Below are 24,885 nucleotides of genomic sequence, written 5' to 3' on the forward strand. Positions count from 1 at the left end.
CGCAGGGAAGGCCGGGAGCTCGCCGCCCCCATGGCCCGCCTGCAGAAAGAAATGCAGGCGGCAGGTACCACAGGTGCAGCCGAGACATCCCGGCCCTCCCTGCGCGACGGCTTTAACGGCTGCTTCGCGTTCTCCCCGGTGCGCCGGGCTTGTTGGCCACCGTGTCACGACAATGCGCCTGCGCGCATTGCGCTGGATACCAGCATCGGGGTATCAGGACCGCGCGACTTGACCGTGCATGCCGGATTGTTCGTCGGCGCGACTGAATCACGCTGCAACCCGGCACACCCATCGCATTCCGCTGCCGACGTCCGTGACGACCGCGATACGTCCCCTCCGACGCAACGGAACGGTCCGGACCATAATGCTGATTTTACGAAGTCGTCAAGCGAATTATTTTTTCCCGAAGCGACCTTCGCCGGGCTCATGGAACCCACACCGATGCTTGCCCGTTGCAGCCTCGTTCGGATTGTCCAAGGAGACCACGATGGCCCCCCGCGCCTACTGGAAAGGCTCGCTCAAACTCTCGCTCGTCAGCTGCCCCGTCGTGCTCTATCCGGCGTCGACGTCGGTCGAGAAGACGCGCTTCCATCTGATCAACCGCGAGACTGGCAACCGGCTCAAGCAGCAGATGGTGGACGCCGAGACCGGCGACATCGTCGAGGGCGACCAGAAGGGCCGCGGCTATGAACTCGCCAAGGGACAGTATGTCGAGATCGAGCCGGAGGAGCTCGAGGCGGTCCAGATCGAGAGCAACCATACGATCGACATCGATAGCTTCGTGCCGCGCGACGAGATCGACCAGCGCTATCTCAACCACCCCTATTACATCGCCCCCGACGGCAAGGCGGCGCTCGACGCCTTCGCGGTTATCCGCGACGCCATGAAGGACCAGGAGCGCGTGGCGCTGGCGCGGATCGTGCTGACCAACCGTGAGCACGTCATCGCCATCGAGCCGATGGGCAAGGGCATGCTCGGCACCACGCTGCGCTTTCCCTATGAGCTGCGCGACGAAGCCGAGTTCTTCGACGACATCAAGGCGCCGAAGATCAGCAAGGACATGGTCGAGCTGGCCGGCCACATCTTGCAGACCAAGGCAGCCCATTTCGACCCCTCGGAGTTCAAGGATCAGTACGAGACCGCGCTGAAGGCGCTGGTGAAGCGCAAGGCCTCGGGCAAGCCGATCAAGCTGCCGGAGCCGGCGGAGCGGCCCGACAACGTCGTCAGCCTGATGGATGCGCTGAAGCAGAGCCTGAACGGCAAGAGCCGAAAAAAGACAGCGCGTGCGGCGTCGCGGCGGACGAGCACGCATCGACGCCCGGCGAAGAAGGCGCATCGGTCGGCGGCGCGGCAGAGGAAGGCGGGGTGAAAGCCAGCAGCTGCCTGCGTGGCGCAAGCGGCCTCCACACCCACCGCCGTCGTCCCGGCGAACGCCGGGACCCATACTCCGCGGCGGGTGTTGTAAGACAAGACTTGTCCCACATCCCGCGCAATAACATCTCCCTGGGGTTATGGGTCCCGGCGTTCGCCGGGACGACAGCGGAGAATTTTGCGACGGCTGCGGGTCATGGCGTGCGCGATGATCGTAGCCCGAATGATCGCCTCGTCAGCTCTTCTTCGACTTCTTCTTCGTCGTTTTCTTGGTAGTCTTCTTCGTGCTCTTCTTGCTCGCCTTCTTGGCCGTCTTCTTCGCCGAGGCCCTCGCGCTCTTTTTCGCGGGCACCTTCTTGCCTTCGCGGCGCGCCTCCGACAGGCCGATCGCGATGGCCTGCTTGCGGCTCTTGACCTTGCGACCGGAACCGCCGCTGCGCAGCGTGCCGGCCTTGCGCTTCTTCATGGCCCGGCCGACCTTGGCCGATGCCTTGCGCGAGTATTGTCGTGCCATGAACATCCTCCCGATTGCGACACGTAAACCGCGTCGGCGAGACGAAAGTTCCAAAGCGCAAGCTGATGCCGCGTACCTCCACCCATGCTTTCACGATCGCGGGAATCGAAGCCCGCCGATACATCGAGATTCCAATGCAGCTTCGCGCTCGTCGTTTCGATGACGGATAGACCGAGAAGCCAATCAGACGTTCTGATCCGCCGCATGAGGCGCAACTGGACAAGGCGACGTTCCGAATGATGCGTCCCTGGCCTCTTCCTCAGTCAGCAATTTCAGGAGCACCGTCCGCTTGGACTCATCGTTGAATTCAGCGAGACGTTTCCTGAACAGGATGAGGTTCTGCAGATGAATGTATTCTTCCATGACCGACCTCACTGATGGGAGCCAAGAACGACGTCGATGGACGAACGGCAAACGAAATCCAGGTGTGCAATATCTTTGATCTCATCGGGTCTTCCGAACCCGTCAAGGTCTGGATCTTGTGCTGCGATCTCGAACAGTCCCTGCAGGCTGAAAGATCGAACGCGCAGAACCCCTCACCGGGACATAGGCCGGCCTTCATGCCGAAGCGGCACTGCAACGCGTCGGGCTGACCTTGATTGAGATGAATTTCAGGCATGATGCTCTTCCCGGTATCGCCGATGACAATCTCTGCGCCGCAGTCGGCAGCCTCGTCCCCCCAAATTCAGATCGTGTTCTGACAAGCCGAGACATGGCACGTCCCGTGTTTACACCGTCGTGCATGCAAACGCACGATCAGCTGCGCCGATGAGGTGGCACGACCGCGGTCTCGATCATCCGTTGATCCAGAGAACGGGCGCCAGCGGACGTACTGTGCCGCAGCGCGAGATGACCGGCTGGTCAAAATTGCTCGAAAATATAACGAAACGAGCTGATGCCGCCCGCGGGACACGCAAGCTCGCCCATCGAATGGCGATGCCAACGCCCCTGACACACAGGACCAGTCGGCCGATACGGCCAAAGCTCAGTCCGGCGCGCGCAGCCGATAGCCGATGCCGGTCTCGGTCAATACGAATTGCGGGCGCTCGGGATCGGCCTCGATCTTCTGCCTGAGCTGACGCACATAGACGCGCAGATATTGCGCGTCGGTCAATTCGTCCCACAGCTCCTTGAGCAGGAAGCGGTGCGTCAGCACCTTGCCGGCGTGCTGCACCAGGACGCGGAGCAGATCGTACTCCTTGGGCGACAGCTTGATCTCGCGGTCGCCGACCTTGACGATGCGGCGGACGAGATCGACGGAGAGATCGCCGGTGCGGAACACCGGACGCTCGCCCTGCACCTGCAACTGATGCCGCAACGCCGCGCGCAGCCGCGCCAGCAGCTCATCCATGCCGAACGGCTTGGTGATGTAGTCGTCGGCGCCGAGATCGAGCGCCTGGACCTTGCCCGCCTCGTCGCCGCGGCTGGACAGCACCACGACCGGCACGGCCTCGTTGCGGCCACGGATGGTTCGCAGCAGCTCGAGCCCGTCGACGTCGGGCAGGCCAAGGTCGAGAATGATCAGCGCCGGCTCCTGGCCCAACAGCTCCAGCGCGATCCTGCCGTTCGAGGCTTCGAGAATCTCGTAGCCCTGCGTGGTCAGGCCCATCCGCAGCAGCTTGCGGATCGGCGGCTCGTCGTCGATCACGAGCACCTTGATCGGAGCGCCGGTCATGCGGCCGTATCCAGCGGTCTGGCCTGCGCCGGCACGGGCAGGCGGATGGTGAGGACCGCGCCGGGCCGATCGGTGCGGTTGCCGGCGAAGATGCGGCCATGCATCGCCTCGATGAAGCCGCGCGAGATCGCGAGCCCCAGACCGGTGCCGGGCCGCACCTGGTCGCCCTTCTGCACGCGATAGAACTTGTCGAACACGTGCTCGACCTCCGCGGCGGGAATGCCGTCGCCTTCGTCACGGATCTCGAGCATGACCCAGTTGTTGTCGCGGGCCGCGCGGATCGCGATCGAGGTCTCGGGAGGCGCATATTTGGCGGCGTTGTCGAGCAGATTGAATAGCACCTGCTCGAACAGCACCGCGTCGACCTCGACCATCGGCAGATCGGGGGCCAGCTCCAGCGAGACATGATGACCGGCGAGGATCTTGCTCGCGCGCCGCAGCGCGCTGCCGACGATCTCGCCGACGTCGTGGCGCGCGGCGTTCGGCACGATTGCGCCGGATTCCAGCTTGGTCATGTCCAGGAGATTGGCGATGAAGCGGTTGAGCCGTTCGGATTCGTCGATTACGGTGGCGAGCAGGTCGAGCTTCTCCTTGTCGGACAGCCGGGCCGCGAGATCGCGCATCGTCGAGGCCGCGCCGAGCACGGAGGCGAGTGGCGTCTTCAGATCGTGCGAGATCGAGGTGAGCAGCGCCGAGCGCAGCCGGTCCTGCTCCATGGTGCGCTTGACCTTGTCCATGTCCTCGACCAGCAGCACGCGCTCGATCGCGAGCGCGCCCTGGTCGACCAGGGCATCGAGCAGCCGGCGCTGGTCCGGCGTCAGCAGCGGCCCGGTGCGATCGTCATCAATGCCGATGACGCCGATCGAGCCGCGCCCGGTGCGCATCGGCAGGAACAGCCGCTTGGCGCCCGGCAGCGTGTCGGAGCCGCGCCCGGCGGCGCGGTCGTTGCTCCAGGCCCAGCTCGCGGCGGCGAGGTCGGCGTCGTCGAGCTGATCCTCCGGCGGGTAGCCGGTCATGACCGTGAGCTTGCCGTCCTGCGGCAGCAGCAGCACGACCCGTACCTTCAGCATCAACGCCGCCTGATAGGCCGTGGCCCACAGCACGTCATCGAGGGTCGCGGTGCCCGCAAGCTTGCGGCTGAAGGCATAGAGCTGCTCGGTGGTCCGGACGCGGTGGGTGGCGGCGTCAGCCTGAACGCGAACGCGCGCGGCGACGTTGGACACCAGGATCGCGATCAGCATGAAGAAGAAGAACGCGCCGATGTTGGTCGGATCGGTGATCGTGAACGTATACAGCGGCGGAAGGAAGAAGAAGTTGTAGCAGAGCGAGGCGGCGAGGCTCGCCAGCAGTGACGGCCACAGGCCGTAGCGTGCGGCGACGCCGACCACGGCCGTGAGGAACACCAGATCGACGTTCTCGATGCCGAAGACGGGCTGGATCAGCTCGGCGAGGCCAAGGCCGACAGCCGTGATCAGCAGCGCCTTCAGATAGGGCTTCGGCTGCAGCGGCTCGTTGCGTGCTCGCGTCTGCACCGAGCTGCTCGTGGTGTCCGGCGCCTCCTCGCCGGCGATGACGTGGATACTGATGTTGCCGGCGCGCCTGACGAGGTCGTGGACCACGGAGCCCCTGATGATCTCGAACAGGCGCGAGCGGCTCGACTTGCCGATGATGATCTGGGTGACGTTGTTGGCCTGCGCGAAGTTGATGAGGTCATCCGCGATACGCCGGCCGACGCCCGGAATCGTCAGCGCCTCGCCGCCGAGGGTCTCGGCCAGCCGCAGCGTATCGGCGAGCCGGTCGCGCTGCTTGTCCGTGAGCTGCAGGTTGCGCCGGGTCTCGATGGTAACGGCGGTCCACGGCGCGTGGACACGGTCGGCGAGCCGCTTGGTGTAGCGCACCAGCCCTGTCGCCCGCGGATCCTCCGACACGCAGACGAGGATGCGCTCGCCGGCTGCCCAGGGGCCGGCGATGGCATTGGCTTGCATGTGGGTGAGCAGTTGCTCGTCGACGCGCTCGGCCGTCCGGCGCAGCGCGAGCTCGCGCAGCGCGGTCAGGTTGCCGGGCGAGAAATAATGCTCCAGCGCCCGCTCCGCCTGCTTGGGCACATAGACCTTGCCCTCCTTCAGTCGCTGGATCAGATCGTCGGGCGTGAGGTCGATCAGTTCGATGGCGTCGGCGCGGTCGAGGATCGAGTCCGGTACGGTCTCGCGCACGCGCACATGCGTGATCTGGGCGACGACGTCGTTGAGACTCTCGATGTGCTGGACGTTGACCGCCGTGTAGACGTCGATGCCGTGCGACAGCAGCTCCTCGACGTCGAAATAGCGCTTGGGGTGGCGGCTGCCCGCCGCATTGGTATGCGCGAGCTCGTCGACGATCGCGAGCTTGGGGCGGCGCGCGATCACGGCATCCAGATCCATCTCCTCGACGATCTGGTCCTTGTAGGAAATACGTTTGCGCGGGACGATCTCCAGGCCGCGCACCAGCGCCTCGGTCTCGGCGCGGCCATGCGTCTCGACGAAGCCGATCACGACGTCGACGCCGGCCCTCAGCTTGGCATGCGCGCTCGACAGCATCTCATAGGTCTTGCCGACGCCGGGGGCGGCGCCGACGAAGATCTTGAGCTTGCCGGCAGGACTGTCCTCCCGCCGGGCCGCTTCGAGCAGGGCCTCCGGCGAGGGACGTTGGTCGGGATCGCGGCGTTGACTGGCCATGCGGCATTATAGACGGAGGGACCTCGGCGCCAAGACCAAGACCTTCAAGGCGTCATTGCGGTTTGGCAGCATCGAGTGCCAGGTTGAGCGCAAGCACGTTAACGCGGGGTTCGCCGAGCAGTCCGAGCAGACGGCCCTGGGTCTGCCGCGCGATCACGGCCTGGACGCTCGCCTCCGGCAAGCCGCGTGCCTTGGCCACCCGCGGCACCTGGAACAGCGCCGCCTCCGGCGAGATGTCCGGATCGAGCCCGCTCGCCGAGGTCGTCACCAGATCGACCGGCACGGCCTGCGCGGGATTCTCCGCCTTGAGCTTGTCGACGTCCTCCTTGACGCGGTCGGCCAGCGCCTTGCTGGTCGGGCCGAGATTGGAGCCGGACGAGTTGGCGGCGTTGTAGGGCGCAGAAACCGTCTTGGTGGAGTCGTTCGGATCGGCGGCCGAGGTCGCCGACGGACGGCCGTGGAAATATTTGTCGTCCTTGAACTCCTGACCGATCAGCGCCGATCCGATCACCTTGCCGTTGCGCGTGATCAGGCTGCCCTCGGCCTGCGCCGGAAAGATGGTACCGGCGACGACGGTCATGGCGAGCGGGTAGAGCAGCCCGGTGATCAGGGTCAGCGCGAGCAGGACCAAGATGGCGGGACGGATTTCTTTGAGCATGTGAGTCTCCTGTGTCTCTCCCGTCATTGCGAGGAGCGAAGCGACGAAGCAATCCAGCGTCGTGAGGGCGGAGACAGTCCTGGATTGCTTCGCTTCGCTCGCGATGACGGGGTTTGTGGTGTCAGGCCAGATTCAAGGCGGTCACGATCAAGTCGATCGCCTTGATGCCGATGAAGGGAATGATGATGCCGCCCAGCCCGTAGATCATCAGGTTGCGGCCGAGCAGCGCGCCGGCGCCGATGGCGCGGTAGGCGACGCCCTTCAGCGCCAGCGGGATCAGCGCGATGATGACGAGCGCGTTGAAGATGATCGCCGACAGGATCGCGCTCTGCGGGCTCGCCAGGTTCATGACGTTCAGCACGTTGAGCTGCGGGTAGAACGCCAGGAACATCGCCGGGATGATCGCGAAATATTTGGCGACGTCGTTGGCGATCGAGAACGTCGTCAGCGCGCCGCGCGTCATCAAGAGCTGCTTGCCGATCTCGACCACCTCGATCAGCTTGGTCGGGTTGGAGTCGAGATCGACCATGTTGCCGGCTTCGCGCGCGGCCTGCGTGCCGGTGTTCATGGCAACGCCGACATCGGCCTGCGCCAGCGCCGGCGCATCGTTGGTGCCGTCGCCGCACATCGCCACCAGCTTGCCCTTGGCCTGCTCGTCGCGGATGAGCTTGAGCTTGTCCTCGGGCGTCGCCTGCGCCAGGAAATCATCGACGCCGGCTTCGGCGGCAATCGCCGCCGCGGTCATCGGGTTGTCGCCGGTGATCATGATGGTGCGGATGCCCATCCGACGCAGCTCGGCGAAGCGTTCGCGGATGCCGCCCTTGACGATGTCCTTGAGCTGGACGACGCCGAGCAGGCGCCCGTCCCTGGCGACCGCGAGCGGCGTGCCGCCGGATTTGGCGATGTCGTCGGAGATGGCACGGATCTCGCGGACAAGCTCGCTCTCGACCGGCTGGACCGCGCGCACCGTGCTGCCGGAGACGGGCTGGGTCGGGCCGCCGCCGATGGAATTGAGGATGGCGTCGACCGCACCCTTGCGCACCGAGGAGCCGCCGGCATCGACGCCGCTCATGCGGGTCTGCGCCGTGAACGGCACGAAGGTGGCGCCGAGCTCGGCCATGTCGCGGCCGCGGATGCCGTATCTGTCCTTGGCCAGCACCACGATCGAGCGGCCCTCCGGTGTCTCGTCGGCGAGCGAGGCGAGCTGCGCCGCGTCGGCGAGCTCCTGCTCGCTCACGCCCTTGACGGGACGGAATGCAGTCGCCTGGCGATTGCCGAGCGTGATGGTGCCGGTCTTGTCGAGCAGGAGCGTATCGACGTCGCCAGCGGCCTCGACCGCGCGGCCCGACATCGCCAGCACGTTGAAGCGCACCAGGCGGTCCATGCCAGCGATGCCGATCGCCGACAGCAGCGCGCCGATCGTGGTCGGGATCAAGGTCACGAACAGCGCCACCAGCACCACCACCGAGATCGAGCCGCCGGCATAGGCCGCGTAGCTCGGGATCGTCACCGTCGCGAACACGAAGATGATGGTGAGGCCGGCGAGCAGGATGTTGAGCGCGATCTCGTTCGGCGTCTTCTGCCGCTCCGCGCCCTCGACCAGCTTGATCATGCGGTCGATGAAGGTCGAGCCTTGCGCGGCCGTGATCCTGACGCGGATCCAGTCCGACAGCACCTGCGTGCCGCCGGTCACCGCCGAGCGGTCGCCGCCGGATTCGCGGATGACGGGCGCGGATTCGCCGGTGATCGCAGCCTCGTTGACCGAGGCGACGCCCTCGATCACCTCGCCGTCGGAAGGGATGGTGTCGCCGGCCTCGACCAGCACGAGATCGCCGACCTTCAGGCTGGTGCCGGGCACGAGCTTGTAGGTGTGATCGGCCGGGTTCGTGCCCATCAGCAGCTTGGCCTGGCTCTCGGTGCGCGTCTTGCGCAGCGAATCCGCCTGTGCCTTGCCGCGGCCTTCGGCGACGGCTTCGGCGAAATTGGCGAACAGCACGGTGAACCACAGCCAGAGAATGATCTGGAAGGTGAAGCCGAGATCCGCTCCGCCGGTCACGACGTCGCGCAGAAAGATCACCGTGGTGAGCGCGGCGACGACCTCGACCACGAACATCACCGGGTTTCTGATCATCAACCGCGGGTCGAGCTTGACAACCGCGGCCTTGATGGCCGGCAGCACGATCTTCGGGTCGAGCATCGTCGACATCGACGAGCGCTTCTGCAGTTTCATGGTGTCCATGGAGGTTGCTCCGAGATCAGAACACGGTGCCGGCGGCCATCGCGAGATGCTCGACGATCGGACCGAGGGCGAGAGCCGGGAAGAAGGTGAGGCCGCCGATGATCAGGATGACGCCGACCACGAGGCCGACGAACAGGCCGCCCGTGGTCGGGAACGTGCCGGCCGAGGGCGGGATCGACTTCTTCCCGGCGAGCGAGCCCGCGATCGCCATCGCCGGAATGATCATGAAGAAGCGGCCGACGAACATCGAGGACGCGAGCGTGAGGTTGTAGAAGAAGGTGTTGCCGGTGAGGCCGCCGAAGGCCGAACCGTTGTTGGCGGTCGCCGAGGTATAGGCATAGAGCACCTCGGTGAAGCCGTGCGGACCGGCATTGGCCATCGACGCGACGGCCGAGGGCAGCACCACCGCGACCGCGGTCCAGCCGAGATACATCAGCGGCAGCACCAGGATTGCCAGCATCGCCATCTTGACCTCGCGCGCCTCGATCTTCTTGCCGACATATTCCGGCGTGCGCCCGACCATCAGGCCGGCAACGAAGATCGCGAGCACCACGAACAGCAGCATGCCGTAGAGGCCGGCACCGACGCCGCCTATGATGATCTCGCCGAGCTGCATGTTGATCAGCGGGATCATGCCGCCCAGCGCGGTGAAGCTGTCATGCATGGCATTGACCGCGCCGCAGGAGGCGGCCGTCGTGATCACGGCGAACAGTGACGACGCGACGATGCCGAAGCGGACCTCCTTGCCTTCCATGTTGCCGCCCGTCAGTCCGAGCGCGTTCAACGTGGTCGTACCGTTGGCCTCGGCCCAGTAGGTGATGGCGACGCCGGCGATGAACAGGACGCCCATCACGGCGAGGAGCGCCCAGCCCTGGCGCTGGTTGCCGACCATGCGGCCGAACACGTTGGTCAGCGCGGCACCGAGCGCGAAGATCGAGAGCATCTGGATGAAGTTCGACAGCGCGTTCGGGTTCTCGAACGGATGCGCGGCGTTGGCATTGAAGAAGCCGCCGCCATTGGTGCCGAGCATTTTGATCGCGACCTGCGAAGCCACCGGGCCGACCGCGATGGTCTGCTTCGCCCCTTCCAGCGTCGTGGCCTCGACATAGGGCCCGAGCGTCTGCGGGATGCCCTGCCAGACCAGGAACAGCGTGTAGACGATGCAGAGCGGCAGCAGCACATAGAGCGTGCATCTGACGACGTCGACCCAGAAATTGCCGACGGTCCGCGCCGAGGCGCGTGAGAAGCCGCGGATCAGCGCGATCGCGAGCACGATGCCGGTCGCGGCCGACAGGAAGTTCTGGTGCGTGAGCCCGAGCATCTGCACGAGATAGGAGAGCGTGCTCTCGCCGCCGTAGTTCTGCCAATTGGTGTTGGTCAGGAAGCTGATCGCGGTGTTGAAGGAGAGATCCTCGGCGACCGCAGACTGTCCCGCGGGATTGAACGGCAGCACGGCCTGCAGCCGCATCACGCCGTAGATGATCAGGAAGCCGCCGACATGGAACAGCAGCATCGCGACCGTGTAGGTCAGCCAATGCTGCTCGCGGCGCTCGTCGACGCCGCCGATCCAGTAGATTGCGGACTCGACCGGCCGCAGCACCGGCGACAGGAAGGTGCGCTCGCCATTGAAGACGCGCGTCATGTACCAGCCGAGCGGCTTGGCAAGCGCGACGATGACGGCGCAGTAGAGCAGGATCTGGATCCAGCCGATCACAGTCATGGGGATGTTGTCCTTGAAGGTGCGACGGTGGCGGTCAGAACCGCTCGGGCCGCAACAGCGCGTAGGTGAGGTAGATCAGAAGGCCGAGCGATACCGCGCCGGCGAGCGAATAGTCGAAGATCATGGCTCGTCTCCTAGAGCCGCTCGCAGGCGTAGGTGTAGCCGATCGCCAGGGCGAACAAGCCGGCGGCCAGCGCCAGCATCAGGATGTCCAGCATGGTGTGCTCCTCATGCGCGCGAAAGACGCGCAACGCTTGGAGCGGCCGGGAGCGCCGGTGCGGCCACGGTCCGTTCCATGGCGGACAGATGGCATCCGGCCTCATAGGTTTTCGAGACAGCACTGCCGACAGAGTTATAGGAAACTCATAAAGACCGCGGCGTTCTCGCGCCCCCCGGCAGAACCGCGCGGCCGCAGCCGCATATGAACCGGCCATGCCGCCGCGGCGTCTTTATGCGCCGGCTATTTCTTCCCGCCTTCGCCCCTCTCGCATTCCTACGCCGCCGTCGACCACATTGCCGATCAAGGCCCATCGGGCCATCGCTCACTGACGACGGGAGGCCGGCATGGCTGCCTTGACGACACGACCGGATGTGCCCGAGCGGGTACAACTCGCGCAGACCACGACGGCGATGCTGACGGCCCTGCTTGGCGAAGACGAGGGCGTCTCACCGTTGTCGGCGCGAGGGCGACGCCGGCTGCGGATCGCACGATTGCTGGAGACCGACGCGCGGATCGATGCCGCGCTGGAGCTGGCCGCGCTGCAATTGCCACGATGGCAGCTCCGGCGCATCGCCTATGATGACGGCGAATGGCACTGCGCATTGTCGCAACAGCGCGAATTGCCGGACTGGCTCGATCATTGCGTCGAAGCCCGCCACGCCGATCTCGCCCTCGCCATTCTCCACGCAGCCGCCGAGGCCCGCCGTCTCGAGCCCGGCGTCTCGCAGACTGACGCAAGGCGCGGCGTCCAGGCCGAACCCGGGCTTGCCGACCTGCTCTGCTGCGACAACTTCTGAGCCGGTATTACCTGCGCGATGCTCATCCCCACCGACAGGCCCGCTGAGCTTCCGGCGGCCAGGGTCCTGCTGCGATTTGTGCTGCGACTAGCAATCCTCATCCTGTTCGCCACGTTCGGCCGCATCGGCTTCGGTCGCAGCCTCGCCGCCCTGCTCTGGATGACCATGATCCTGTGTGCCATGCTTGCGGTGCTGCGCCGCGAGGGCGTGTTCGCCGCAGGCCTGAACCATTGGGACGAGATGATCGGCTACACCGCGCTCTTTTGCGCGGCGATGGCGCTGATTCAGTCGTCCGGAAACCAAGCCCCTGCGCCGCAAAAAAAGGAGCGGCCGATCCGGCCGCCCCGCTTGTCTCATCGTCGATCGGTCAGAAGATCTTGACCGCGCTTTCCAACGTCTTCCAGACACCCCATGCCAGCGGCACGCCGACGAAGGCCCAGAACAGGGCGGCCTTGACGTCGAGACCGCCCTTGCCGATGCCGAACGACCCGTGCTGGATCGCCGACTCGTTCTTGGCGAGCTCCGCCTGGTACTTCGCGACTTCGTCCGCGCTCATGTTCCACTTGTCATCGACGGGCTTGATCAAGAAGTTGCAGATCAGGCCGGCGAGCAGCATGGCGCAGAGAATATACATCGTCGTGTTGTACAGCTGGTCGCGCGGCACGCCGGCGGCAAGCTGGAACTCGCGGATGTAGTTGACGACCACCGGACCGATGATGCCGGCCGTCGCCCAGGCCGTCAGCAGACGGCCGTGGATGGCGCCCACGAACTGGGTGCCGAACAGGTCGGCCAGATAGGCAGGCACCGTCGCGAAGCCGCCGCCATACATCGAGAGGATGATGGCGAAGGCCGCCACGAACAACAGCTTCGAACCCATCGCTGCGAAGGTCGGCGCCAGCGCATAGAGCACGATGCCGATCAGGAAGAAGCAGTAATAGGTGTTCTTGCGGCCGATGTGGTCCGACAGCGACGCCCAGAAGAAGCGGCCGCCGATGTTGAACAACGACAACAGGCCGGCAAAGCCTGCCGCGATGCCCGCGATCGCGGCCTTCTGGCCGGCGTCGAGCTGGTTGAAGCTGACGTCGGGCAGACCGATCAGCTTGCCGGCGAAGATCTCCTGCAGCATCGGCGAGGCCATGCCGATCACGCCGATACCGGCCGACACGTTCAAGCAGAGCACCCACCAGACCAGCCAGAACTGCGGAGTCTTGTGCGCGTTGTCGAGGTGCACATGGTGCTCCGAGATCATCGCCTTCTTGACCGCCGGCGGCGTCCAGCCTTCGGGCTGCCAGCCGACCGGAGCGACGCGATAGGCAAAGGCACCGATCATCATGAAGACGAAGTAGATCACGCCCATCGTGACGAAAGTCTCCCAGACACCCACCGAGGTCGGGGTCTTGAAGTAGTTCATCAGCAGGTTGGCGAGCGGAGCACCGATCATCGCGCCGCCGCCGAAGCCCATGATGGCCATGCCGGTCGCCATGCCGCGCCGGTCCGGGAACCATTTCACCAGGGTCGACACCGGCGAGATGTAGCCGAGGCCGAGGCCGATGCCGCCGATGACGCCGGCACCGAGCCACATCATCCAGAGCTGGTGAACATAGATGCCGAGCGCCGCGATCAAGAGGCCACCGCCCCAGCAGCAGGCTGCGACGGCACCCGCCTTGCGCGGTCCGGCCCGCTCGAGCCAGCCGCCCCAGACGGCAGCGGAGCCGCCCAGCAGCACGAAGAACAGGGTGTACATCCAGCCGAGGCTCGCGACCTTCCAGTCGCAGCTCGTCGTGAACAGCTCCTGCACCAGGGTCATGTCCGGGCAGGCCTGGGTCTTGGTCACGCCGATCGCGCGCGACAACGGCAGCCAGAACACCGAGAAGCCATAGGCCATGCCGATGCAGAGATGGATGCACAGCGCAGCCGGAGGAACCAGCCAGCGGTTGAACCCCGCCTTGGCGACCGTGTGCTCACGATCGAAGATCCCCGCCTGCGCGCCCGGGAGCGTGCCCGCGCTTTCAATGGTAGCCATGCATCCCTCCCCTACGGACTCTCGTCCAACGCAACAACGTCATGTTCTGTCCCCTTGATCAGAATCAATACGCCCACTCACCCCGCCCGCTATCGCGTACCAGAGCAGTCTTGCAACGCACAAACGCTCATCACTGCCTCGATGCGCATAACACCCCACCCGAGACGTTATGCCCTCACCATTCTTGTGCCGCTGGTCTGCCTGGCCCGCTCCCCAGCGGGCATGACTCGTCTCCCGCAACCTCCGCGGAAAGCGCCCCAATTGGTGCAGAACCGAGGCAAATTGTCGATAGTAAAATGGTAATAATCGGTCAATCTTGGTGGATTGATCGCACTGCAGCGCGAATGTGTTGCTAACACACACACAAATTCACGTGCAACCAACGCGACCGCCACTCCCGGCTGTAGTCATGTTGCTCTCGATTACTTTCTCGACGCGTCACGACCATCCCTGATGAAATCAACTAATGAGATGTACCGACCGTCAGCGACGGACACGCTCATAGCCGCATGCGCGCGCTCGCGGAAACGTGAAGAAGGAACAACTTGTCCTTGCCTTGCAACAGCGTCGCAAGCCTGGACTGAGAACGCGGCATTGTTGTGAGCTCGGGTTGGCGCCGCTGCGACGATAGGAAGCAGCGCAATCTCTTGACAGTCCGACCAAGACAGCGCGCGAACTACGTAGTTCGAGCAGCCCGCAGCAGAGGATGTTCACCGCCGCACGGATCCGGCCGGTTCCGCGGCCTTCTCGATCCGAAACAGAATGCCGTGCTCGGTGCGATCGACGCTCTCGACCCGATCTCCGGTCTCCCGCACCAGATTCGGGATGTCGATCACGGCAAGCGGGTCGGTACAGCACACTTCGAGCCGCTCTCCCGCCTTGAGCGTCTGCAGCGCCTTCCGGGTCTTCAGCACCGGCAATGGGCACTTCAGGCCCGTCAGATCCAGCCTCGTCATCATCATGCGCGCGACCATGGAGAAGCGGTTCCGGGACGTCAACCGGGGCGGCAGCCTCCTATGGAACTCGGAGCCGGGTTCCTGGGATGCCAGAAGATACAGGTGCGAGCTCGCGCGAGCTCCATCACGGAACACCAGGTTTGTCGCACAGCGCGAGAACGTCCGCCCGCGGCGTCGCCAGATGTAGGACGAGCGCCGCGATCGCCGGAATGTCGTCGAGATGAACGCGCGGCAGCGCCGTCTCGACATCGCCGTCGCTGGCGAGCCCGACAATGCCTGGATCGTCGGGAAACAGCAGCGGCTTGCCATTGGCCGCGCGATGCACCTCGATACGGCGATGCGGCCCGGCCTTGTACCCTTCGATGACGACCAGATCGACGGGAGACAATTTCGCCAGAAGCTCCGCGAGTGCGGGCTCCCTTGCTCCGCGCAGCTCGTGCATCAGCGCCCAGCGCGTGCCCGACGCGACGAGGACCTCCTCGGCCCCGGCCTCGCGATGCCGCCACGAATCCTTACCCGGGACGTCGACGTCGAACTTGTGATGGGCGTGCTTGATCACCGAGACGCGCACTCCCTGCCCCCTGAGATGAGGAATCAGCCGCGTCAGCAGCGTGGTCTTGCCGGCGCCGCTCCAGCCGGCGAGGCCGATGACTTTCATCGCGGTCTCCAGAAAGGCCCCGGCGTTTTTCGCACAGCCAGGAGCGCGGGATCGATCGATGGCCCGAAGGCCCCGTGGAACGCCACGTCCACGCTTGGCGATGTCATGCCAGCAGCCCCATGGACCAGGCAAGGGCCCGTGGGGAGGGCCATGCCGGCATGGCCGCCGGGCAGGCGCAAATGGTGGATCGCGCGCGGCGCAACGCTGACGCCCTGGCAGCAGTCGTGGTAACGAACCCGCGATGACAGCCATGACCTCGACTTCGATCCCCGGCGTGCTGCTCGCCGGCGGTCGCGCGCAGCGGATGGGCGGCGGCGACAAGCCGTTGCGCATGGTCGACGGCCGCACCATCCTCGAGCGCGCGATCGCGCGGCTGGCGCCGCAGTGCAGCCGGCTGATCCTCAACGCCAATGGCGACCCCGCGCGGTTCGCAGGCAACGGTCTGCCCGTCGTGCCGGATGGCGTCGCAGGCTTCCCGGGCCCGCTCGCCGGCATTCTCGCCGGCCTCGACTGGGTTGCGGCGCACATGCCGGAGGCCCGGTGGATGCTGAGCGCCGCCGGCGACTGCCCATTCCTGCCGCGTGATCTCGTCGCGCGGCTGGCAACAGCGCAGGCGGCCGAGCAGGCCAAGCTGGCGTTGGCGGCGTCCGGCGGACAGATCCACCCGGTGATCGGACTGTGGCCGGTCGGGCTGCGCGAGGATCTCCGGCACGCCCTGGTCGCGGAGGACATCCGGAAGGTCACCCGCTTCACGGCGCGCTACAAGGTCGCGATCGTGAGCTGGCCGACGGTGCCGCTGGATCCGTTCTTCAATGCCAATACCGCAGTCGACCTCGCCGAGGCGGAGCGGCTCGCAGCTCTCGAGGATTGAGGACGCCTGATGGACGCGACAACCATCGTTCGCCGCGCCGTGCTTGCCGTTGCCGCGCTCAATCTCGGATATTTCGGCATCGAGTTCGCCGTGGCGCTGGCGATCGGCTCGGTGTCGCTGTTCGCCGACAGCGTCGACTTTCTGGAGGACGCCTCGGTCAACATCCTGATTGCGCTGGCGCTGCGCTGGAGCGCCCCGCGGCGGGCGCTACTCGGCAAGGTGCTGGCGCTGATCCTGCTGGCGCCGGCGGTCGCCGGACTGTGGACCGCCGGCGAGAAGTTCTTCACGCCGATCGTACCCGCACCGCTGCCGCTCACCGTGACCGGCCTCGGCGCGCTGATCGTCAATCTCGGCTGCGCGTTGATCCTGGCGCGGGTCAGGGACCACCAGGGCAGCCTCACCCGCGCCGCCTTCCTGTCCGCACGCAACGACGCCTTCGCCAACATCGCGATCATCGCGGTCGGTCTCGTGACCGCCTTTGTGTGGCCCTCGATCTGGCCCGACCTGATCGTGGGGGTCGGTATCGCGCTCATGAATGCGGACGCCGCGCGCGAGGTGTGGGAGGCTGCGCACGAGGAGCAAAAGACCGCCAAGGCCTGAACGGCCGAGAATCCTGCGCGCGTGCGCGACGACCTCACTGCTTGCGGCATTGCAGCGCACGGGATCGCTCCACCGCTCCGCCGTCCGGCATGATTGACGGCCGCCCTGGATTGATTGCAGATAGGCGGACCGGCCGGCAGAGCCGGAACAAACAACGGCGTCACGCCGCTACCGGTGGAGGACTGATTGCAACTCAGCTGTTTGAAGCGGGCGGCGTGGGCCGCAGCCGCGCTGCTGGTCACGACCGCCGCGCAGGCCGAGATCTCCGACAACGTCGTCAAGATCGGCGTGCTCAGCGACATGAACGGCCCGGCCTCGACGCCGACCGGACAAGGCTCCGTCACCGCGGCGCAGATGGCGGTCGATGATTTCGGCGGCAAGGTGCTGGACAAGCCGATCAGCGTCATCGTCGGCGATCATCAGCTCAAGCCCGACATCGGCGCCGCGATCGCGCGCCGCTGGTACGACACCGAGCAGGTCGATCTCATCGTCGACGTGCCGGTCTCCGCGGTGGGCCTCGCCGTGCAGACCATCGCCACCGAGAAGAAGAAGCTGTTCATCACCCAGTCGACCGGTGCCGCCGATTTTCACGGCAAGTTCTGCTCGCCCTACGCGATGCAATGGGTGTTCGACACCCGCGCACTCGCCACCGGCACGGCGAAGGAGGTCGTCAAGCGCGGCGGCGACAGCTGGTTCTTCATCACCGACGACTACGCCTTCGGCCATTCGCTTGAGCGCGACGCCTCCAGCGTCGTCATCGCCAATGGCGGCAAGGTCGTGGGCGCGGTGCGGCCGCCATTCGCGACGCCCGATCTGTCGTCCTTCATCCTGCAGGCGCAGGCCTCCAAGGCCAAGATCATCGGCATCGCCGCCGGCCCGCCCAACAACATGAACGAGATCAAGACCGCATCCGAGTTCGGCCTGCTCAAGGGAGGCCAGCAGATGGCGGCGCTGCTCGCGCTGGTGACCGACATCCATTCGCTCGGCCTGCCGGCGGCGCAGGGGCTCCTGCTCACCACCTCGTTCTACTGGGACATGGACGACAAGACGCGCGAATGGTCGAAGCGCTATTTCGCCAAGATGAACCGGATGCCGACGATGTGGCAGGCCGGCGTCTATTCCGCCGTCATGCACTATCTCAACGCCATCAAGGCGGCGGGCAGCGACGATCCCCTCGCGGTCGCCGCGAAGATGCGGGACACGCCGGTCGAGGACTTCTTCGCCCGCAACGGCAAGCTGCGAGCCGACAATCTGATGGTGCATGATCTCGTGCTGGCGCAGGTCAAATCGCCGGAGGAGAGCAAATATCCCTGGGACTACTACAAGATCCTCGCGACCATCAAAGGCGATGACGCGTTCGGCCCGCCGGATCCGGCGTGCCCGCTGATCAAGAAGTGACGGCGCACTGAACGATCGGCGGCCGGGGCGACCGGGCCGCCGCATGCGAGCTGAACGACAACAATCAATGGGGGAAGACGAGCATGAAGCTGGCGCGCGCGCTGCTGTTCGGGTTGATCGTCGCGGCGGGACTCGCCGCCAAACCGGGACCGGCGCTCGCCGCCTATCCGGACCGTCCCATCCGCTGGCTGATCGGCTTTGCCCCCGGCGGGCCCGTCGACATCGTCGCCCGCATCATGGCGCAGTGGCTGTCCGACCACCTGGGCCAGCAGGTCGTGGTCGAGAACCGCACCGGCTCGGGTGGCAACATCGCGGCCGCCGCCGCGATCAACTCGCCGCCCGACGGCTACACGCTGCTGTTCGTCGCGCCCAACAACGCGATCAGCACCTCTCTCTACAAGAAGCTGCCCTATGACTTCATCCGCGACACCGTACCGGTCGCCAGCATCATGCAGCTCACCAATATGCTGGTGGTGAGCAACGACGTGCCGGCCAAGACCGTCAAGGAGTTCATTGACTACTGCAAGGCCAACCCGGGCAAGATCGCCTTCGCGTCCTCCGGCAACGGCACCTCGGTGCACATGGCGGCCGAGCTGTTCAAGGCGATGACCAAATGCGACATGCTGCACGTGCCCTATCGCGGCTCGGCGCTGGCCTTTCCCGACATCATCTCCAACAAGGTGCAGTTGATTTTCGACAACCTCCCGACGGCGCTGGAACAGTCGCGCGGCGGCAGCGTCCGCGCGCTCGGCGTCACCTCGCCGCAGCGCTGGCCGACGGTGCCGGACGTGCCCGCGATCGCCGAGACCGTGCCGGGCTACGAATCGGTCGGCTTCTACGGCATCTCGGCGCCCAAGGGCACGCCGCCCGACATCGTCGAGATCCTCAACAAGGCGGTCGGCGAGGCGCTGAAGGACCCCAAGCTGGTGGCGCGACTCACCGAGACCGGCGGCATCCCGCGCGCGATGACACCGGCGGAGTTCGGCAAGCTGGTCGTCGACGAGACCGAGAAGTGGCGCAAGGTGGTGGAATTCGCCGGGGTTTCGGTGGACTAGCGTCGCGGCGCGCCGGGACGGACCGGCGTCGACGGAAGCGCGCCAAAACAATCGGGCAGCGGCATTGCCGGATGGCTGGCCAGGCTGTAAACGGAGCCCGAGCCGTCGTTGGGGTTCCGACGCCGCGCCGGGCAGGCCCGCTCCTGCCCGCCGCCGGCAAGACCTCAGCGTCGCGGGGCCTGTAGCTCAATGGTTAGAGCCGACCGCTCATAACGGTCTGGTTGCAGGTTCGAGTCCTGCCGGGCCCACCAATGAGCTCAAGAGTTTACGGCTCACGCGCCAAGTGTTTTTCGAGGTGAACCACCGTTTCGACCACCGATACGTTCTGCTTGCGATCCCTCGAGGTAATCGCGGCCGCGGCCTCGCGCATGCAGTCCGGGATGATGATGGCCGAAGGTGTCGAGCAGCACCTTGACCGACATTCCGAGAAGGCCTGAGACCTGCCCCGGATAGCGTGCCGCTGCATGAGCCACGTCGCCGCCGTGTGGCGCAGCGTGTGCGGCGAGATCTTCCCCTCCTTCGGCAACAGCCCTGACAGCCGCACGCGTCTGTATGGCACGGTTGGCTTCACGTGCGGCGAGGACGCAGAGCCGGTCGTTAAGCTGGTTGGCCCGCACGGCAGCTGTACCACGCTGCCGGGCTGGACGCGCACTTCAGGCTCTATCCTGACGTGCGCCACGAGATGGAAATGACGCCGGCAATGTGGAACGATGTCTTGGACGTGTTCCGAGGCGCACCTGGTGCCGATTGACGTGTTGAGCCCGCCGCATGCGCCGCAAGGCCTGCGATGCACCTGTGAGCGCGGCACCCGGCGGCGCACCTCGCGCAAGACCGCTTCGTATGTCCCTGCACTTCAACCTGCGATCCACTGAACGATCAGCGGATCGATACTGCATACGGTTGCCTCAAGAAGCTGGCCCAGCGGGACTCTTATTGCCGGCAACAGGAACGCCGTGCAGCGGCGCGTAGTTGGCTGCGAAATCCGAGCAGAGCTTGTTCTGGTACTCGATAGGTAACGACGCAAGCACCGATGCGGCCGCCACCGCCCTTGCATCGTCCTTTGATTTCACGGTGATGTAGGCGATCATTCGGTGAAGTGTCAGAAAAATCGAGAAAAAGTTTCGTGTGTTGACGTAGAAGCAATGATTGCTTTCGAGCTTTGTGCCCGGCCGGTCCTGCCAATGCCGCTGCACGATTGCGGTCCCCGCATCGAAATCGGTAACGGCAAAATTGCCGTAGCCGAGCCGAGTAAATAGCGGACGATTGCTGAGAAACTTGGCAAGGTCGAGCTCCTGTCCACGCACGGCCCCGATCAGCAGCATCTGATCCGCTACAGGAATGTTCTCACGGATCTGAAATCCTTTCGACAGTTCAAGCGCGCAGACTACGTAGCGCGGAAGGCGGGTCGTTTCCATCGCCTTTCCCTGTGCGGCCGGCGTGCACAGATCCTGCCTGACGAGTTGGGAGAGATGAGCGAGCGCGCCTGATACCCCGACCGCCTTCCCCTTCAAGAGCAAAGGCGCCGGGTCTTTCTCACGCAACGCGATTCCAATATCCAGCAGCCCGTCAAATTCATCGTCTGCAGGCAGGTCGATCTCGAGCATGGAAGACCAGCCGAACGGCCACAGCCAGATGGTTGACCGCACTCTCCCCGCCTTGTGCCACACGGCCTCGTTCAGCGTTAAGTCGAGATTCTTGGGCCTGCAGCGTAGAGGCCACACGAGATCGCAGGCATCTCCAAACGAGGTTATGGTCCCCGGGATATTGCTAGCGACCGCCTGATAGCGCGGCCAGAAGTGATTCCGACGCAGGTCGAATTCATCGTTCAGTGGAAGAAGGACAAGGTTCGCGAGCTCGATCTTGGCCCCCTGGCTGCGCATCTCGCGATAATCACGAGAGGACCAAAGGAAGTGAACCCGTGGATCAAAATCGGCCGCAACGAACGGCTGCGACCAGAGGTGGACGTCAAAAACACAATAGACAGCGCGCGCCATTATCGATTTCCTCACAAGATCGATTTCCTCACAAGCGCAGCATCCCCGGCATCTCGCTTCGCCGGTCATCCGCAAACCATTGTCTTCTCGCGCTTTGCGCGCTATTCTCAACGAGCTGTACAGCTGGGCGACTGCCCAAATATGTCGCCAGTGCTTACCGACCAGGCGAGCAAGGCGGCAGCGATCTCCTGGGACCGGCCGCAAGGCCGGTCCCGGCCGGCTCTTCAGGTTAAGGTGAGCGGTTTCATTTGTGCAAGATCCTCGCGCCCGGCCGGCAACCGCGCTGCCTTTTCGTCAAAGTACATCCAGAGAAATTCGGTCGGCTCAAGATTGCCGGCTCTTGATTCCTTGATCGGGTCGAACATGGTCGGTTCGACTCCCCATCGGGCTGCTGCATCAATGGGTTTGATGAACTCGTCTTTATCGAACCATTCTTTCATTTCCGATCGGCACTTCGCATCAGGCGCCTTGAGCTGAAACCAGCCGAGCAAAATCCTGCCGCCATTGCTTGCAGGCACGACAAGCGAGCCGAAATATTGCTTGCCATCCGCGATCATCATAACCGGATCGAGCTTGCCCCCGGCCGCACGCACGGCTTTCTGAATGATCGGGCCGACCCTGTCGGTTTCCTGGACAATGCGCGCGTTGCGCTCCCGGGCGCCGATCATCGAAATACCTTGCAAGACGGCAGCCAAGATTCCGCCAAGCACAATTGCAGCGCCACACAGCGCGAGAAACGCGATCGCGCTCACAGTCGATCCGATCCCCGCAAAATGCAGCTGCAAGGAAGGAATGAGGTACGCCGTCCCAAGGAACAAAAGAGTCGAGATAAAGATGCTGAGTGTAACGGACTCGGTCGCGCCCAGTTCAACTCTTGACTCCTTGGGGGCGAATAGCCGCAAAATCATCAAGAAGAACGTGCCGGGAATGACGTACGACGCGAGGCGGAGCGAAACACCGCCCACGCTCTCAGTCCCGAAAAGACCGATGCTCATCTTCTTTTCCGCAACAGATGCGCCGGCGATCGTTTTGTTGTCCTTCACGTTTTGGAGCGAATAACTGACACTGAACGCCAGGTTCTCGTCCCGCTCTGCGATGCTGGAATCGGCTTTGAGGCACATTCTGCTGCGCACCAAAGTCGAACCGGGCTCAACGGTGCCGAGACCGATGGTGTCTTTCACGTCGCATGTGCCGTCTGGCCCGAGGCTTCCGATCTTCAAAGAAGGAGGACCAAACAAGCTAAGACCCGCGTCCATGATCCTGGCTTCGGTCGCATTCTCGATCCATATGCTGAAGCCCATCGTCTGGCCGGCGAGGATTTCATTGCGCGCGAGAATAACCGTCAACGCCGGCTTGCCGGGAGCATCGGCCCAGGTGAGGCCGGGAAGCAAGCAGGCCATCAGTTGAAGGACGATGGTCCAAAAAGCCCCATTGAGCCGAGGAATTGGAATAGAGCGCACGTCCCGCTCCCAATGAATTTCGCAGCGCAAGCTGCGCGGCGCGTTACCGCAGCAAAGCTGTTTTCTACTAAAGCTTGCAACAGCGTAGGCTTGCTCGGTGGGCAATGCAAGACCACTCGGCATCCGACCGGCGAGTTGCTCCCAGGCCTAGGCTTGATCAGGATCAAGCGTCCAAAACGGCGTCACTTCTATCTTGATCTGATGAAAGCCGTCCTTCTGAGGAGCGATTGATGCCTCACAAGCAGGTGCTGTTTCATTCCGCGGCCCGTGAAAAGATCCTGCGCGGAGCCTCGCTGCTTGCGGACGCCGTGCGCGTGACGCTCGGCCCCAAATCAAAATCAGTGTTGATCCAGAAGAGCTGGGGCACCCCGATCGTATGCAACGACGGCGTCACGATCGCCAAGGAATTTGACCTCAAGGATCCGGAGGAGAATCTCGGAGCGCAGGTGCTGCGTCAGGCCGCGGAGAAGACCGGCGATCTCGTTGGCGACGGAACAAGCACCTCGACGATCCTGGCACATGCGATTCTTGCCGACGGCGTCAGGAACGTGGTCGCCGGCGCCAGTGCCATCGATCTGAAGCGGGGCCTCGACCGCGCTGCCCACGCGACGATAGCGGCCCTCCATGCCATGGCGCGCCCCGTCAAGACAAAGGCGGAAAGAGCTCAGGTCGCCACCATTTCGGCTCACAATGATCCATCGATTGGCGCGCTGGTCGCCGACGCGCTCGAGAAAGTCGGCAGCGATGGAGTGATCTCGGTGGAGGAATCCAAGACCACCGAAACGTCGCTCGACGTGGTGGAAGGGATGAAATTCGACCGCGGCTTCCTGTCGCCCTACTTCGTGACCGATGCCGATCGCATGGAAGCGGTTCTTGAAGAGCCATTCATCCTGTTGTGCGACCACAAGATAAGCGCCCTGCGCGACCTCATTCCGCTGCTCGAACAGATCGCAAAGTCGGCACAACCGCTCCTGATCATCGCCGAAGACATTGAAGGCGAGGCGTTGGCCACGCTCATCGTCAATCAGCTTCGCGGCGTGCTCAAAGGCTGCGCCGTCAAGGCGCCCGGTTTTGGTGAGCGACGCAAGGCGATGTTGCAGGATATTGCAATCCTCACTGGCGCCCAGGTCATCTCCGACGATCTCGGTTCGAAGCTCGAAAACACCACTTTGCAGCAGTTGGGACATGTCGCCCGTGTGGTTGCCGACAAGGAAAACACCACGCTGATCGGCAGCAAGGGCGAACGCAGCCAGATCGATGCGCGGCTGCAACAACTCCGCCGCGAGATCGAGAAAACGACCAGCGAGTACGACAAGGAGAAGCTTGAGGAGCGGCTCGCCAAGCTGTCGGGCGGGGTTGCCGTTATCCGTGTCGGAGCGCCGACTGAAGCTGAGATGAAATCACGAAAAGAGGCGCTTGACGACGCCATCAGTTCGACGAAGGCGGCCGTTGCAGAAGGTATCGTGCCGGGCGGCGGGCTTGCCTTGCTTCGATGCATCGAAGCCGTCGGCAAGGAGGAAGCACTCTGCGAAGGCGACGAAAAGACCGGTGTACAGATCTTGAAGCGCGCGCTCGAGGCCCCCGCTCGCCAGATCGCGGAGAACTCGGCAACGGATGGCGGCGTGGTCGTGGCGCGCATGCTGAGTGGCGTCGGCAGTTTCGGGTTTGACGCCGCGCGCAAGCAATATGTCGATCTCGTCGAGGCCGGCATTGTCGATCCCGCGAAGGTCGTTCGGACAGCCCTCGAGAACGCGGTGTCGGTTGCCGGCATCCTCCTGCTCACCGAGGCGACGATGACCGAAATCGCGGAGCCAAAGCGCGAACGGCTAGCGGAACCCGAAATTCCGGTGTGACGCTAGACCACGAAACGGGGCCGTGCCCCCTCCCCGAGCGTAGCAACAATTTTGCGCGGACCGGTTAGTGACCGCCGGTCATTGACTGTTGATTCAAGTCAACATGCCG

The 24,885-nt window shown here is 64.4% G+C and carries 22 protein-coding genes and 1 tRNA gene; 9 read left to right on the forward strand and 14 right to left on the reverse strand.

All coding sequences use genetic code 11. From position 1 onward, the window contains the following. Positions 1-487: 487 nt before the first annotated feature. Positions 488-1,369 (forward strand): Ku protein, encoded by an 882-nt coding sequence (locus QX073_RS23690; RefSeq protein ID WP_316226459.1) that lies wholly within the window; start codon positions 488-490, stop codon positions 1,367-1,369. Positions 1,370-1,606: 237 nt separating this feature from the next. Here QX073_RS23690 and QX073_RS23695 read toward each other — a convergent pair whose 3' ends face one another. The 8 genes from QX073_RS23695 to QX073_RS23730 all read right to left on the reverse strand — a co-directional run bounded on the left by QX073_RS23695 (position 1,607) and on the right by QX073_RS23730 (position 11,015). Continuing rightward, positions 1,607-1,885, reverse strand: coding sequence for a DUF6496 domain-containing protein (locus QX073_RS23695; RefSeq protein ID WP_315750196.1), 279 nt, complete (start codon positions 1,883-1,885; stop codon positions 1,607-1,609). A 183-nt stretch (positions 1,886-2,068) separates the two neighbouring features. Further along, entirely contained in the window at positions 2,069-2,248 is a 180-nt protein-coding gene (locus QX073_RS23700) for a hypothetical protein (protein WP_315738670.1), read from the reverse strand. 622 nt (positions 2,249-2,870) lie between these two features. After that, positions 2,871-3,560, reverse strand: a complete 690-nt coding sequence (locus QX073_RS23705; RefSeq protein ID WP_315717988.1) for a response regulator transcription factor — start codon at positions 3,558-3,560, stop codon at positions 2,871-2,873. Then, positions 3,557-6,274, reverse strand: a complete 2,718-nt coding sequence (locus tag QX073_RS23710) for a sensor histidine kinase KdpD (protein WP_316226460.1) — start codon at positions 6,272-6,274, stop codon at positions 3,557-3,559. The genes QX073_RS23705 and QX073_RS23710 overlap by 4 nt, the downstream gene beginning before the upstream one ends. Before the next feature lie 52 nt (positions 6,275-6,326). Continuing rightward, positions 6,327-6,932, reverse strand: coding sequence for a K(+)-transporting ATPase subunit C (locus QX073_RS23715; RefSeq protein ID WP_315717986.1), 606 nt, complete (start codon positions 6,930-6,932; stop codon positions 6,327-6,329). Between the two features lie 121 nt (positions 6,933-7,053). Then, positions 7,054-9,171 (reverse strand): potassium-transporting ATPase subunit KdpB, encoded by a 2,118-nt coding sequence (kdpB, locus tag QX073_RS23720; RefSeq protein ID WP_316226461.1) that lies wholly within the window; start codon positions 9,169-9,171, stop codon positions 7,054-7,056. Between the two features lie 16 nt (positions 9,172-9,187). Next, positions 9,188-10,891, reverse strand: coding sequence for a potassium-transporting ATPase subunit KdpA (kdpA, locus tag QX073_RS23725; protein ID WP_316226462.1), 1,704 nt, complete (start codon positions 10,889-10,891; stop codon positions 9,188-9,190). A gap of 34 nt (positions 10,892-10,925) precedes the next feature. Next, the gene (locus QX073_RS23730) at positions 10,926-11,015 is read right to left on the reverse strand and encodes a K(+)-transporting ATPase subunit F (RefSeq protein ID WP_042340291.1); all 90 of its coding nucleotides are present in this window, start codon (positions 11,013-11,015) and stop codon (positions 10,926-10,928) included. A 440-nt stretch (positions 11,016-11,455) separates the two neighbouring features. On the opposite strand from QX073_RS23730, the gene QX073_RS23735 reads away from it, so the two are divergent. Together QX073_RS23735 and QX073_RS23740 are read left to right on the forward strand one after the other, a co-directional pair. Continuing rightward, positions 11,456-11,908: a hypothetical protein gene (locus QX073_RS23735; protein WP_315828327.1), complete on the forward strand. Its 453-nt coding sequence runs from the start codon at positions 11,456-11,458 to the stop codon at positions 11,906-11,908. 18 nt (positions 11,909-11,926) lie between these two features. Further along, positions 11,927-12,289, forward strand: coding sequence for a hypothetical protein (locus QX073_RS23740; RefSeq protein WP_316193168.1), 363 nt, complete (start codon positions 11,927-11,929; stop codon positions 12,287-12,289). On the opposite strand, the gene QX073_RS23745 is transcribed toward QX073_RS23740, so the two are convergent. From QX073_RS23745 to mobB, 3 genes are all read right to left on the reverse strand, one after another. Next, positions 12,276-13,931 (reverse strand): OFA family MFS transporter, encoded by a 1,656-nt coding sequence (locus QX073_RS23745; protein WP_315828329.1) that lies wholly within the window; start codon positions 13,929-13,931, stop codon positions 12,276-12,278. The genes QX073_RS23740 and QX073_RS23745 overlap by 14 nt on opposite strands. A 710-nt stretch (positions 13,932-14,641) precedes the next feature. Then, positions 14,642-14,905, reverse strand: coding sequence for a sulfurtransferase TusA family protein (locus tag QX073_RS23750; protein ID WP_409999286.1), 264 nt, complete (start codon positions 14,903-14,905; stop codon positions 14,642-14,644). A gap of 106 nt (positions 14,906-15,011) precedes the next feature. Beyond that, positions 15,012-15,545, reverse strand: a complete 534-nt coding sequence (mobB, locus tag QX073_RS23755; RefSeq protein WP_316169186.1) for a molybdopterin-guanine dinucleotide biosynthesis protein B — start codon at positions 15,543-15,545, stop codon at positions 15,012-15,014. 241 nt (positions 15,546-15,786) lie between these two features. Here mobB and mobA point away from each other — a divergent pair, with 241 nt between their 5' ends. The 5 genes from mobA to QX073_RS23780 all read left to right on the forward strand — a co-directional run bounded on the left by mobA (position 15,787) and on the right by QX073_RS23780 (position 19,720). Next, on the forward strand, positions 15,787-16,416 hold the full coding sequence (mobA, locus tag QX073_RS23760; RefSeq protein WP_316193169.1) for a molybdenum cofactor guanylyltransferase MobA: 630 nt from the start codon (positions 15,787-15,789) through the stop codon (positions 16,414-16,416). Positions 16,417-16,425: 9 nt separating this feature from the next. Then, positions 16,426-17,016 carry a cation transporter gene (locus tag QX073_RS23765; RefSeq protein ID WP_315717976.1) on the forward strand — a complete coding sequence of 197 codons (591 nt, stop codon included), beginning with the start codon at positions 16,426-16,428 and terminating at the stop codon, positions 17,014-17,016. Between the two features lie 186 nt (positions 17,017-17,202). After that, positions 17,203-18,414, forward strand: coding sequence for an ABC transporter substrate-binding protein (locus QX073_RS23770; RefSeq protein ID WP_315717975.1), 1,212 nt, complete (start codon positions 17,203-17,205; stop codon positions 18,412-18,414). A gap of 83 nt (positions 18,415-18,497) precedes the next feature. Beyond that, entirely contained in the window at positions 18,498-19,469 is a 972-nt protein-coding gene (locus QX073_RS23775; RefSeq protein ID WP_315750189.1) for a tripartite tricarboxylate transporter substrate binding protein, read from the forward strand. Positions 19,470-19,644: 175 nt separating this feature from the next. Further along, positions 19,645-19,720 (forward strand) — tRNA-Ile (locus tag QX073_RS23780). Between the two features lie 21 nt (positions 19,721-19,741). Here the strand turns inward: QX073_RS23780 and QX073_RS23785 are convergent. The 3 genes from QX073_RS23785 to QX073_RS23795 all read right to left on the reverse strand — a co-directional run bounded on the left by QX073_RS23785 (position 19,742) and on the right by QX073_RS23795 (position 23,046). Continuing rightward, entirely contained in the window at positions 19,742-20,086 is a 345-nt protein-coding gene (locus tag QX073_RS23785) for a hypothetical protein (RefSeq protein WP_316172501.1), read from the reverse strand. A gap of 288 nt (positions 20,087-20,374) precedes the next feature. After that, positions 20,375-21,463: a hypothetical protein gene (locus QX073_RS23790; RefSeq protein ID WP_316226463.1), complete on the reverse strand. Its 1,089-nt coding sequence runs from the start codon at positions 21,461-21,463 to the stop codon at positions 20,375-20,377. Positions 21,464-21,687: 224 nt separating this feature from the next. Beyond that, positions 21,688-23,046 (reverse strand): hypothetical protein, encoded by a 1,359-nt coding sequence (locus tag QX073_RS23795; RefSeq protein ID WP_315768633.1) that lies wholly within the window; start codon positions 23,044-23,046, stop codon positions 21,688-21,690. Between the two features lie 107 nt (positions 23,047-23,153). Between QX073_RS23795 and groL the strand changes: the two genes are divergently transcribed. After that, the gene (gene groL, locus QX073_RS23800; RefSeq protein ID WP_315718645.1) at positions 23,154-24,776 is read left to right on the forward strand and encodes a chaperonin GroEL; all 1,623 of its coding nucleotides are present in this window, start codon (positions 23,154-23,156) and stop codon (positions 24,774-24,776) included. Positions 24,777-24,885: the final 109 nt, after the last annotated feature.

Origin of the sequence: Bradyrhizobium sp. SZCCHNS3052 (assembly GCF_032484495.1) — a bacterium.
GTDB lineage: Bacteria > Pseudomonadota > Alphaproteobacteria > Rhizobiales > Xanthobacteraceae > Bradyrhizobium.

Bases quoted from the DNA above. Each gene is read 5' to 3' on its own strand.
- QX073_RS23690 (WP_316226459.1), top strand. From the start codon at position 488: ATGGCCCCCCGCGCCTACTGGAAAGGCTCGCTCAAACTCTCGCTCGTC.
- QX073_RS23695 (WP_315750196.1), bottom strand. From the start codon at position 1,885: ATGGCACGACAATACTCGCGCAAGGCATCGGCCAAGGTCGGCCGGGCC.
- QX073_RS23700 (WP_315738670.1), bottom strand. From the start codon at position 2,248: ATGGAAGAATACATTCATCTGCAGAACCTCATCCTGTTCAGGAAACGT.
- QX073_RS23705 (WP_315717988.1), bottom strand. From the start codon at position 3,560: ATGACCGGCGCTCCGATCAAGGTGCTCGTGATCGACGACGAGCCGCCG.
- QX073_RS23710 (WP_316226460.1), bottom strand. From the start codon at position 6,274: ATGGCCAGTCAACGCCGCGATCCCGACCAACGTCCCTCGCCGGAGGCC.
- QX073_RS23715 (WP_315717986.1), bottom strand. From the start codon at position 6,932: ATGCTCAAAGAAATCCGTCCCGCCATCTTGGTCCTGCTCGCGCTGACC.
- kdpB (WP_316226461.1), bottom strand. From the start codon at position 9,171: ATGGACACCATGAAACTGCAGAAGCGCTCGTCGATGTCGACGATGCTC.
- kdpA (WP_316226462.1), bottom strand. From the start codon at position 10,891: ATGACTGTGATCGGCTGGATCCAGATCCTGCTCTACTGCGCCGTCATC.
- QX073_RS23730 (WP_042340291.1), bottom strand. From the start codon at position 11,015: ATGATCTTCGACTATTCGCTCGCCGGCGCGGTATCGCTCGGCCTTCTG.
- QX073_RS23735 (WP_315828327.1), top strand. From the start codon at position 11,456: ATGGCTGCCTTGACGACACGACCGGATGTGCCCGAGCGGGTACAACTC.
- QX073_RS23740 (WP_316193168.1), top strand. From the start codon at position 11,927: ATGCTCATCCCCACCGACAGGCCCGCTGAGCTTCCGGCGGCCAGGGTC.
- QX073_RS23745 (WP_315828329.1), bottom strand. From the start codon at position 13,931: ATGGCTACCATTGAAAGCGCGGGCACGCTCCCGGGCGCGCAGGCGGGG.
- QX073_RS23750 (WP_409999286.1), bottom strand. From the start codon at position 14,905: ATGGTCGCGCGCATGATGATGACGAGGCTGGATCTGACGGGCCTGAAG.
- mobB (WP_316169186.1), bottom strand. From the start codon at position 15,545: ATGAAAGTCATCGGCCTCGCCGGCTGGAGCGGCGCCGGCAAGACCACG.
- mobA (WP_316193169.1), top strand. From the start codon at position 15,787: ATGACAGCCATGACCTCGACTTCGATCCCCGGCGTGCTGCTCGCCGGC.
- QX073_RS23765 (WP_315717976.1), top strand. From the start codon at position 16,426: ATGGACGCGACAACCATCGTTCGCCGCGCCGTGCTTGCCGTTGCCGCG.
- QX073_RS23775 (WP_315750189.1), top strand. From the start codon at position 18,498: ATGAAGCTGGCGCGCGCGCTGCTGTTCGGGTTGATCGTCGCGGCGGGA.
- QX073_RS23790 (WP_316226463.1), bottom strand. From the start codon at position 21,463: ATGGCGCGCGCTGTCTATTGTGTTTTTGACGTCCACCTCTGGTCGCAG.
- QX073_RS23795 (WP_315768633.1), bottom strand. From the start codon at position 23,046: ATGCCGAGTGGTCTTGCATTGCCCACCGAGCAAGCCTACGCTGTTGCA.
- groL (WP_315718645.1), top strand. From the start codon at position 23,154: ATGCCTCACAAGCAGGTGCTGTTTCATTCCGCGGCCCGTGAAAAGATC.